Source organism: Mesorhizobium sp. ES1-1, from assembly GCF_020164785.1.
Classification (GTDB): domain Bacteria; phylum Pseudomonadota; class Alphaproteobacteria; order Rhizobiales; family Rhizobiaceae; genus Mesorhizobium.
This window is the reverse complement of record NZ_JAIUGX010000019.1, coordinates 37,784-47,240: the sequence shown is the minus strand read 5'-3', so window position 1 is coordinate 47,240 and position 9,457 is coordinate 37,784. Positions and strand designations below refer to the sequence as shown.

At 62.7% G+C, this 9,457-nt stretch carries 9 protein-coding genes; 1 reads left to right on the top strand and 8 read right to left on the bottom strand.

The features are described from left to right. Positions 1–2: 2 nt before the first annotated feature. From nrdR to LB513_RS24625, 8 genes are all read right to left on the bottom strand, one after another. Entirely contained in the window at positions 3–497 is a 495-nt protein-coding gene (nrdR, locus tag LB513_RS24660; protein WP_224666098.1) for a transcriptional regulator NrdR, read from the bottom strand. Between the two features lie 150 nt (positions 498–647). Next, positions 648–1,268 (bottom strand): hypothetical protein, encoded by a 621-nt coding sequence (locus LB513_RS24655; protein WP_411962747.1) that lies wholly within the window; start codon positions 1,266–1,268, stop codon positions 648–650. Between the two features lie 78 nt (positions 1,269–1,346). Then, positions 1,347–2,660 carry a serine hydroxymethyltransferase gene (glyA, locus tag LB513_RS24650; protein WP_224666096.1) on the bottom strand — a complete coding sequence of 438 codons (1,314 nt, stop codon included), beginning with the start codon at positions 2,658–2,660 and terminating at the stop codon, positions 1,347–1,349. A 201-nt stretch (positions 2,661–2,861) separates the two neighbouring features. Continuing rightward, positions 2,862–4,502: a Na+/H+ antiporter gene (locus tag LB513_RS24645; protein ID WP_224666095.1), complete on the bottom strand. Its 1,641-nt coding sequence runs from the start codon at positions 4,500–4,502 to the stop codon at positions 2,862–2,864. 103 nt (positions 4,503–4,605) lie between these two features. Beyond that, entirely contained in the window at positions 4,606–5,859 is a 1,254-nt protein-coding gene (locus tag LB513_RS24640) for a murein L,D-transpeptidase (protein ID WP_224666094.1), read from the bottom strand. Positions 5,860–6,181: 322 nt separating this feature from the next. Beyond that, positions 6,182–6,697 carry a transcriptional regulator LdtR gene (gene ldtR / locus LB513_RS24635; RefSeq protein WP_224666093.1) on the bottom strand — a complete coding sequence of 172 codons (516 nt, stop codon included), beginning with the start codon at positions 6,695–6,697 and terminating at the stop codon, positions 6,182–6,184. 223 nt (positions 6,698–6,920) lie between these two features. Next, positions 6,921–7,343, bottom strand: a complete 423-nt coding sequence (locus tag LB513_RS24630) for a DUF6163 family protein (RefSeq protein ID WP_224666092.1) — start codon at positions 7,341–7,343, stop codon at positions 6,921–6,923. Then, positions 7,340–8,383, bottom strand: coding sequence for an enoyl-CoA hydratase/isomerase family protein (locus tag LB513_RS24625; RefSeq protein ID WP_224666091.1), 1,044 nt, complete (start codon positions 8,381–8,383; stop codon positions 7,340–7,342). The genes LB513_RS24630 and LB513_RS24625 overlap by 4 nt, the downstream gene beginning before the upstream one ends. Positions 8,384–8,589: 206 nt before the next feature. Here LB513_RS24625 and LB513_RS24620 point away from each other — a divergent pair, with 206 nt between their 5' ends. Beyond that, positions 8,590–9,405, top strand: a complete 816-nt coding sequence (locus tag LB513_RS24620) for a DUF2066 domain-containing protein (protein WP_224666090.1) — start codon at positions 8,590–8,592, stop codon at positions 9,403–9,405. Positions 9,406–9,457 lie beyond the last annotated feature (52 nt).

The following is a 9,457-nucleotide window of genomic DNA, read 5'->3' as shown; positions in this document are numbered from 1 at the left end:
GCTCAGCCGGCGTCCTCTTCGTCCTTGTGCCCATCGCCTTTAGGCTCGTCACCCTTCAGTTCGCCCAGCAATTCGTGGAAATCCTTGGCTTCGCGAAAATTGCGGTAGACCGAGGCGAAGCGCACATAGGCGACATCGTCGAGCGACTTCAGCGCTTCCATGACCAGTCGGCCGACTTCCCCTGAAACAACTTCCGTTTCGCCGGAGCTTTCGAGCTGGCGCACGATTCCGGTCACCGCGCGGTCGATCCGCTCTGGGTCGACATTGCGCTTGCGGACGGCGATTTCCACCGAGCGCAGCAACTTGTCGCGGTCGAACGGCACTTTCCGGCCGGATTTCTTGACCACGACGAGGTCGCGCAATTGCACACGCTCGAAAGTGGTGAAACGGCCACCGCAATCGGGGCAGACACGTCGTCTTCGGATCGCCGCGCCGTCCTCGGCAGGGCGGGAATCCTTCACCTGCGTATCTTCCGACTGGCAATAGGGACAGCGCATAGAGAAGCCTTTGGTTGGCGAATCTGATGAAGCGAAAGGCTTAGAGATTTTTGAGGCGATGGCAAACTGTCGGTGACAGCCGAGGGCCCCTCAGATGTAGCGAGGCGCGGAGCGGATTGCCAGTGTCGCACGCGCGTCGCCGCGTAGCCGTCAGGGCGCCACGTCGGCGGTGGGAAAGCCGCACGATGCGCCAAGGCTGCGATAGGCCTTGGTGAAACCGTCCATGGATATGCTTGCCACCGGCATGTCGCCGAAAGCGACATCCAGCGTCGACGCACGGCGCATTGCGCGCAACAGCGCCAGGCTGGTCTTGGCCTGGTTGTCCGCGGTCCAGCTTAGCCGGCCGTTGACCGGAGCGTCGGAATGGACCTTGACGGCGACACGGCCCTTGTCATCGCCGAATGTGGCGGCGACGGACTTGCCGATCGGCAGGCCCTTGTTGTCGACGGCGATGGTCAGGGATGGATAGGCGTCCGGTGGCAGGGCATCGCCGTCGGAAATGATGAGCGTCAGGGTGCCGCTCTCGCCGCCAGTGCCGACAAAAGCGGTCGAGGCTGCGCAGGTCTTACGAAGGTCCTGTCCTGTGTCGACCTCGTCGACCAATGTCGTCCAGCGGCCGAACGTTTCGAGCTTCGGTTCAGCCTGGGCAGGCGCCGCGGGGGCGACCACCGTGGATGCGGTCTGCGCCAGCGCCACAGCCGTGAACGGACACGCTATCGAAACAACCAGGGCGCCGACGACGCCAAGGCCGGCGAGACGAGATATCCGCATCATCAAGCCTCCCTGTCGACCCGCCTGGGCCCTGCCGCAAAGGCTTTGTCGCCGCGGCAAGGACTTCGGAGCGAGATCCTAGCCGAGATAGGGGTAGAGTGGAAAGCGATCCGTCAGTGCCACAACCTTGGCCTTCACCGCGGCTTCGACACTGGCATTGCCCTCATCCGAATTGGCGACCTTGAGCCCATCCAGAACCTCGGAAATCAGCTGGCCGATTTCCCGGAATTCCGCCTGGCCGAAGCCGCGCGTGGTGCCCGCCGGCGTGCCAAGACGCACGCCCGACGTGACGAACGGCTTCTCCGGGTCGAAGGGAATGCCGTTCTTGTTGCAGGTGATGTTGGCGCGGCCGAGCGCCGCTTCGGCGCGCTTGCCGGTAGCGTTCTTGGGCCGCAGGTCGACCAGCATCAGATGGTTGTCGGTGCCGCCCGAGACGATGTCGAGGCCGGTTTCTTGAAGGCTTGCGGCCAGCGCCTTGGCATTGGCGGCAACGCTTTCGGCGTAAAGCTTGAAGCTGGGCTTCAGCGCCTCGCCGAAGGCCACCGCCTTGGCGGCTATGACGTGCATCAACGGTCCGCCCTGCAGGCCAGGGAAGACGGCGGAGTTCATCTTCTTGGCGATGTCCTCGTCATTGCAAAGGATCATGCCGCCGCGCGGGCCGCGCAGCGACTTGTGCGTGGTCGTGGTCACGACATGGGCGTGCGGCAGAGGCGACGGGTGCACGCCGCCCGCCACGAGGCCCGCAATATGCGCCATGTCGACCATCAGATAAGCGCCGACCGCGTCCGCGATCTGGCGGAAACGCTTCCAGTCCCAGACCCGCGAATAGGCAGTGCCACCGGCCAGGATCAGCTTCGGCCTGGTCTCGTGGGCGCTCTTCTCGATCGCGTCCATGTCGAGCAGGTGGTCTTCCTTGCGGACTCCGTAGGAGACGACCTTGAACCATTTGCCGCTCATGTTGACCGGGGAACCATGGGTCAGGTGCCCGCCGGAATTGAGGTCGAGGCCCATGAATGTATCGCCGGGCTGCAACAGCGCCAGGAACACCGCCTGGTTCATCTGGCTGCCGGAATTCGGCTGGACATTGGCAAAGTTGCAGCCGAACAGTTTCTTGGCCCGCTCGATGGCCAGTTCCTCGGCCACGTCAACGAATTGGCAGCCGCCATAGTAGCGCTTGCCCGGATAGCCCTCGGCATATTTGTTGGTCATGATCGACCCCTGCGCTTCCAGAACGGCGCGCGAGACGATGTTCTCCGAGGCGATCAGCTCGATCTCATGGCGCTGGCGGCCGAGCTCGTTACGGATGGCGCCGAAGATTTCCGGATCGGCGTCTTCCAGCGTCGTTTCGAAGAAGGATTCGAATTTGTTCGACACTGCCGCTGCTGTTGCCATGGCTTAAATTCCCTAAGGGCCGGAGGTCGGTTTTTGTTCGAGCACGTCGTCGTCGCAGAACCACCAAACGTTCTGGCGGCATGCATCGCGTTCGCCGCGCCATTAACACAGTTGCTTTGTCCTCGCCACGTTTGCGGCGCGAAATTTGCTGGCCGGTTTGCGGCAGGAGTGCAAATCCACGCCGACCCGGAATGATGATCGCTATTTCCGCGTCTGCCTGCCCTTCAGAAGAGCTTCGCTGAGCGTGACCTCGGTAAACAGTTCTCGCGCCGTATGATCGTTGATCCGGCCATCCCGCAACATGGATCGCACCGCAGCGCGTTCGGCTTCGATGCCGGCGAGCCTCAGCTCCAGCTCCAGCCGGCCGGCCTCCCTGGCCTCGGCGCGCGCCTCGTCGGCTTCGTCGGAGGCGGCGATGCGACGCCGATACGCAGCGACAATACCGTCGGCCGCGGCAAGCCGGGCACCGGGCACCTCACCGTCAGCGTCGGTCGCGGCGATGCGCTCGATATGGGCAATGGCCGCCTTGGCGGCACCGACACGGGCAAACCGCTCCTCTGCGGCGCCCGCATCCTCGCCGGGTTCGACAAGTCCGCGCGCGATCGCTGGCAGAGCAAGACTGGCAAAGACAAGCGAGCAGATGATAACGCCTGCGGCAAGGAAAATGACCAGGTCACGCGCCGGGAATGGCGAGCCGTCCCGCATGACCAGCGGCAGCGACAATATGCCGGCCAAGGTTATTGCGCCGCGCACGCCCGCCACCGATCCGGCCAGCCGCACCCGCAGCCCGAACGGTTCGACCTGACGCTTGCCCAGCCGCGCCAAGACGGCAGCCGCGATGTCGCCGACCCAGATCCACAGGAAGCGCAGTGCGATCAGGCAAAGGGTCAGCGCCACCACGGTCAGCACCGGCTGGAGAACAGGATAATGCCCTGTAAGTTCGGGCGGCACCTTGCGGATGATGTCTGGAAGCTGCACGCCGAGCACGATGAAGAGCGCGCCATTGAAGACGAAGGAAAGCGTCGCCCAGAGCGACATCGTCTGGATGCGAGCCGAGACGCCGAGATGGCGAAAGATCCCGGTGCCGCCAGTCAGCAGGCCGGCGGTGACCGCCGCCAGGATGCCGGAGGCCCCGAAGTGCTCCGCGCCGAGATAGGCGACGAAAGGCAACAGGATCATGACCAGCACCTGCGCCTCGGCCGGCACGCCGCCGATACGGTTGAGCAATTGCAGCGCCTTGGCGGCGGCGAACAGCGCGGCGGCACCGCACAGCACGCCCACCGCCACGGCGTAGAGGAAACTCAGGGTGGCGGAGGTCAACGAAAAGCCGCCGGTCAGCGCCGCAGCCACCGCGAAGCGGAACATGACGAGGCCAGAGGCGTCGTTGAGCAGAGCCTCGCCTTCCAGGATGTGCATCAGCCGCGCCGGAACGACAGTCTTGTCGACGATCGACGAGACGGCCACCGCGTCGGTCGGCGACAGCACCGCGGCCAGCGCGAACGCCACAACCAGCGGAATGCTCGGCACCAGCCAATGCAGGGCATAGCCAAAACCAACAATGGTGAAGAAGACGAGCCCGATAGCAAGATCGAGGATCGGCCGGCGAAGGGCGATCAGCTCGCGCTTGGGCGCCGCAAAGGCATCGCCGAACAACAGTGGCGGAATGAATGCCAGGAGGAACAGTTCCGGGTCGATCTCGACATGCATGCCACGCACCGGCCAGGCGAGTGCTGCGCCGATCGCGATCTGAAGCACCGGCAGCGGCACCCGCACAAGTCGCGCCAGAGCGCCTGATACCGCCACGAAGACGAGCACGACGAGGATGAAGACGGCGACCTGCATGAGACCATCCCGGATGTTTTCCGGACGATGCGCAAACCGCTCCAATCCGTCCACAAAAGAAAAAGGCCGCCCGAAGGCGGCCTTTGCGAAACCATTGGACCTGTCAGAGAGAAGACGTGATCTGCAACTCGTTGGCGCCGTCGAGGGCATAGACGTCGTCGCGGAACTGCACGACGCCCGGGCCTGTCGACCAGGCCGAAAGATAGAGGAAGTGCACCGGCACCGGATTGGTGACCTGGACCGGCGTGTTTTCGCCGGTCTTGATCGCCGCCTCGAAGTGCTGGCGGTCCCAGCCGGGCGTATCGCGCAGGATCCATGTGACGAGGTCGCGCACGTTCTGGACCCGCACGCAGCCGGAGGAATCGAAACGCATCATCTTGCCGAAGAGGCTCTGCTGCGGCGTGTCGTGCATGTAGACGCCATCCGGGCTCGGGAAGTTGATCTTCACCGACGCCATGGCGTTTTCATTGCCTGGATCCTGGCGGAACCTGTACTTGGCGGCATCGTCGGTTGACCAGTCCACAGTCATCGGATCCACCTCGCTGCCATCGGGCGCGAAGAGGCGGATATGGCTGTTCTTCAGATAGTCAGGATTCTTCCGCATCAGCGGAATGATGTCTTTGCGCACGATCGAAACCGGCGCGTTCCAGTATGGATTGACGATGATCTCGTTGATCTTGGAGTTGACGATGGGCGTCTGGCGATCGATCTTGCCCACGATAGCCGTATGGCGAAGCACGACGCGGTCGTTCTCGACGGCTTCGACCTGAGCCGCGGGAATGTCGACCAGCACGTATCGGCTACCCAGCGTGCCCGCCTTCTCCCTCAGCCGCTGCAGATTGGTCTGCAACTGGCCAAGCCTAATCTGCGCCGAAACATTCATCGCCGCATAGGTGTATTTGCCCATCGAACCGTCGGCCGGCAGGCCATGGCGCAACTGGAAGCGCTTCACGGCGGAGTCGACATAGGAATCGAAGGACGTCGAAACGCCGGCACTCTGCGACAGGTCGCCGGAAACCATCAGGCGCTTGCGCAGCGGCACGACATCGGGGTCATTGTCGCCGAGTTCCAGTTTCTTGGTCGCGGGGACCTCGACCCAGCCGCCCTGCGCGACGATATTCTGATACTGCGCGACCGCCTGCTCGGTAAAGGCAACGGTCTGCAGGCTGAAGATCGGCAGCGTCGACGCCACCTTGCCGCCCTCGCTGGCGCGGGCATCGAACTGGTCGTCCCAATTGCCGCGCGCCGAGGATTTCAGGATATCCCCGATCACATCCTGCGCACTGGCTCTCCCGGCCACCGCAGCGGCGGCGAGCAGCGAGGCTCCGGAAAGGAAGAAACGGCGGCTGGTTTTCATGGACGTTCCAGACATTCTTGTAGCGTTCGATCAGGGCCGATCTCGCCCGCACTCTAAAGTTGGCAATCTTAACAATTAGCCAACCATATCCGCATCAGGACAGCCACGAACGCGCGAGGCACGATACGGGTTCCGGGAAGACGGCGTCACCAGCCTTCTCGTTTTCATTTGAATATGGCGGCAACGTGGCCTTGGCCCGCAATTTGCATCGGTGGACAGTTGATGGGAACGGGCCGGTGCTTTTCGGCAACCGGTCCTGACCAAATTTGCTGTCTGGCTGCGGTTCTACGGCACAACTCCGATCCGATGCGACAGGAGCGTCTTACATCCGATAGGCGATGGTGTCGTTCCAGAAGCGGTCGAGGCGCTGCAGGGCGCGGTTCATCTGCTTGAATTCGTCGGTGTTGATGCCGCCGACCTGCTCGATGGAGCCGACATGGCGCTCATAGAGGCCGGCGACGACCTCCGCCACCTCGTTGCCCTTCGGCGTGAGGCTGACGCGGACCGAACGGCGGTCGATGCGCGAGCGCTGGTGGTTGATGAAACCGAGATCGACCAGCTTCTTCAGGTTGTATGAGACGTTCGAGCCGAGATAGTAGCCCCGCGAACGCAGCTCGCCGGCTGTCAGCTCCGAATTGCCGATGTTGAACAGCAGCAGCGCCTGGATGGCATTGATGTCGGAACGGCCGTTGCGGTCGAATTCGTCCTTGATCACGTCAAGCAGACGGCGATGCAACCTTTCCACAAGCTGCAGTGATTCCATGTACAGCGAACGGATTGCCTCGCGGCGATCATCGGATACGTTGGCGGTGTTTGTCGCCGGACGCGAATTGATCATTGTCTTTGCCTCTCGTTTGTCGCCCTGGTGATTTTTTGTTTCTCACCTTGATCGCGACACTATCGAATACTCATAAAATTCGACTTAAACGCTAGGGCTAACAAGAGCTTACCGGTAAGAGGTTTCGCAAGAGACTTAACGAACGGTCACCCGAGCAAGGATAATTAACCTAAAGATTTAGACAACGGCTCAGGTCTCCAGACCGAGCGCAGGCCGGCCGACATCATGCCCGCGCCGGGCGCTTCTGCAGGTAGATGACGACGCGAAAGACGATATAAAGCAGCGCCACCCCCGCATGCGAGGCAACGATCAGCAGGCGGTGGCCGAACAGCTCGGGGAAGCCCGCATACATGACGATCTCGGTCACGGCGCAAATGAACCAGATCACCGGTCCCCAGGACGCCAGCATCCAGAGACCCGCGGCCGCGAACGGGAAGAACACGGCCAGCATCACCGCAGCCACTTGCCAGTGCACGGGCATCAGATCGAAACGCCAGAGCGAGCCGGGGTAAAAGCCGACCAGCTTGATCCAGTACAGGACGCCAAAAAACAGGCAATAGCCGGCGACCAGGCGCTGGAACCAGGCGAAGATCACTTCAACCCCGGAGGGCTGGAGCACCACGCGTCTGGAGCTGACTTCGCTCATAAGTCGAGTTCCCCTTCGCCTAGAGGGGCGAAATAGGCGGCGATATCCGCCTCATTGACTTCACCCAGGCTCGCCGGCTTCCATTGCGGCGTCGAGCCCTTGTCGATGATGGCGGCGCGGATGCCTTCATAGAAATCATGGCCGTCCAGCATCCGGTTCAGAATACGGAACTCCATCTTCATGCACGCGTCCATCGACAATGTCAGTCCGGCACTGATCGCGCGCCATGCAATGTGAAGACTGGTCGGCGAGCGCGTGCGGATCGTCTCAAGCGTCCGTGCCGCGAACGCGTCGGTCGCCGACTCGCGCTCCAGACTGTCGATGACGCGCTTCAGCGATGGTTGCGAAAAATGGCGAACGATCGATTCCAGCGTTGCCCTGTCGGTCTCCCGCCGTGCTTGGACGAAGAACGCGCGCAGCACGGATTCCGGGTCGCCCGTCATCGTCAGCCGGTCAAGGAAACCGGCCTGATCCTGCGCCTGGATGGTGTGTGTTGCGAGGCCCGACCACAGCGCGTCGCCGTAGCCGATGCGGTTACCGGTCAATGCCAGGTACATGCCGAAGGAGCCGCCAAGATCGGGCAACAAACGGCTGGCGCCGACATCCGGGAAAAAGCCGATCCCGACTTCCGGCATGGCGAACTGGGCATTCTCGGTCATCACCCGGTGCGAGCCATGGAAGGAAATGCCGACCCCTCCCCCCATGACGATGCCGTCGATCAGCGCGACATAGGGTTTCCCAAAACTGTTGATGCGCGCGTTGAGCCGATATTCATCGGCGAAGAACTCGACCGGCGGCTTCCCCGCCCGGCCTGCCTCATAGACATGAAGGATATCGCCACCAGCCGAAAACGCCCGGCCCTCGGCCTTGATGAGGACGACATCGATGGCGGGATCGTTCTCCCAAGCGGACAGCGCGGCGGCAAGCGCCCGCACCATCCGATGCGTCACGGCATTGAGCGCGCGCGGCCGCGTCAGCGTGACGACGCCGGCCCGGCCGAGATGTTCGAAGCGGATTTCGTCGCCTCCGCCAAAATCCATCGTGAAAGAATCCCTCCCCCGCGCCGCCGGGATTGAAGTGCTAGAGCGTGGCGCATGGGTGCGTCAATGCCGGCCAAGGCCCCCGCGCCCTTTGCCCGAACCGGCGACCGGTGTTAGAAATCGCGCCGCAATGCCGACAATGCCGTAAAACCGGATGGCTGCTTCGTATAGCGCCGCGCTGACAGTGATTCCGACGGAGCAGTTTCATGAGTCGATTTTGGCGCCTTGCGATGGTGCTTGTCGTGGTGACCGGCACCGCCCCCCGTCCCGCCGCTGCAGCCAGCCTCGACGACCTCTATCAATCGCAGACCATTGTCACCGGGCAGGGAGAGGTCAACCGCGAGACCGGCTTCAAGGCCTGTCTCGACGCTGTGCTTCTCAGGGTGTCCGGCGATCAGCGCCTGCTGGCCAAGCCGGAGATGGCGGCGCTGCGCGCCAAGGCCGGAGAGTTCGTTGCCGGCTTCCGGTACCACGACCGCATGGAGGGCATTCCCGTTCATGACGAGCAAGGAACACATGACCGCCCGCACGACCTGTATTGCCGTTATGCGCCGCCGATAATCGACAGGCTGTTAATTTCGCTCGGCGGCAAGTCCTGGCTGGCGGAGCGCCCCCGGCTTGCGGTGTTCCTGTCGACTCGACAGGGCGTCCGGCATTTTACGCTTGATGCCGATGACGAGCGCGGTGAACTGATGCGCCAATCCTTTGGCAATGCGGCCACGCCGCTGGCCATGCAGGTGGTGTTCCCAAGGGCGGCCTTACTCTCACGGTCAGGGCTGGATGAGAGGACGGTGGCCGACGCTGCGCTGGCGGTGCTGGATGCCGCAGCGAAGGAGGCCGGTGCGGACAAAGCGCTCGCCGGCAGCATCGTGTGGAACGACAAGGAATTGGGCTGGATTGCCGACTGGCGGCTGGCGATGGCAGGCAAGACCTATAGCTGGCAGGTGCGCGGCGTCAGTTTCGACGAAGCCTTTCGCGTCGCCATGCGCGGCACGGCGCAAATCCTGTCGGGCAACCTGTAATGCGCAAGATCGGATGGCACTAGAAGGGTTCTGCCGGGATTAGGCGGGATTA

Coding starts and splice junctions, on each gene's coding strand:
- nrdR (WP_224666098.1), bottom strand. CDS start 497: ATGCGCTGTCCCTATTGCCAGTCGGAAGATACGCAGGTGAAGGATTCC.
- glyA (WP_224666096.1), bottom strand. CDS start 2,660: ATGGCAACAGCAGCGGCAGTGTCGAACAAATTCGAATCCTTCTTCGAA.
- LB513_RS24655 (WP_411962747.1), bottom strand. CDS start 1,268: ATGCGGATATCTCGTCTCGCCGGCCTTGGCGTCGTCGGCGCCCTGGTT.
- LB513_RS24625 (WP_224666091.1), bottom strand. CDS start 8,383: ATGGATTTTGGCGGAGGCGACGAAATCCGCTTCGAACATCTCGGCCGG.
- LB513_RS24640 (WP_224666094.1), bottom strand. CDS start 5,859: ATGAAAACCAGCCGCCGTTTCTTCCTTTCCGGAGCCTCGCTGCTCGCC.
- LB513_RS24620 (WP_224666090.1), top strand. CDS start 8,590: ATGAGTCGATTTTGGCGCCTTGCGATGGTGCTTGTCGTGGTGACCGGC.
- ldtR (WP_224666093.1), bottom strand. CDS start 6,697: ATGATCAATTCGCGTCCGGCGACAAACACCGCCAACGTATCCGATGAT.
- LB513_RS24630 (WP_224666092.1), bottom strand. CDS start 7,343: ATGAGCGAAGTCAGCTCCAGACGCGTGGTGCTCCAGCCCTCCGGGGTT.
- LB513_RS24645 (WP_224666095.1), bottom strand. CDS start 4,502: ATGCAGGTCGCCGTCTTCATCCTCGTCGTGCTCGTCTTCGTGGCGGTA.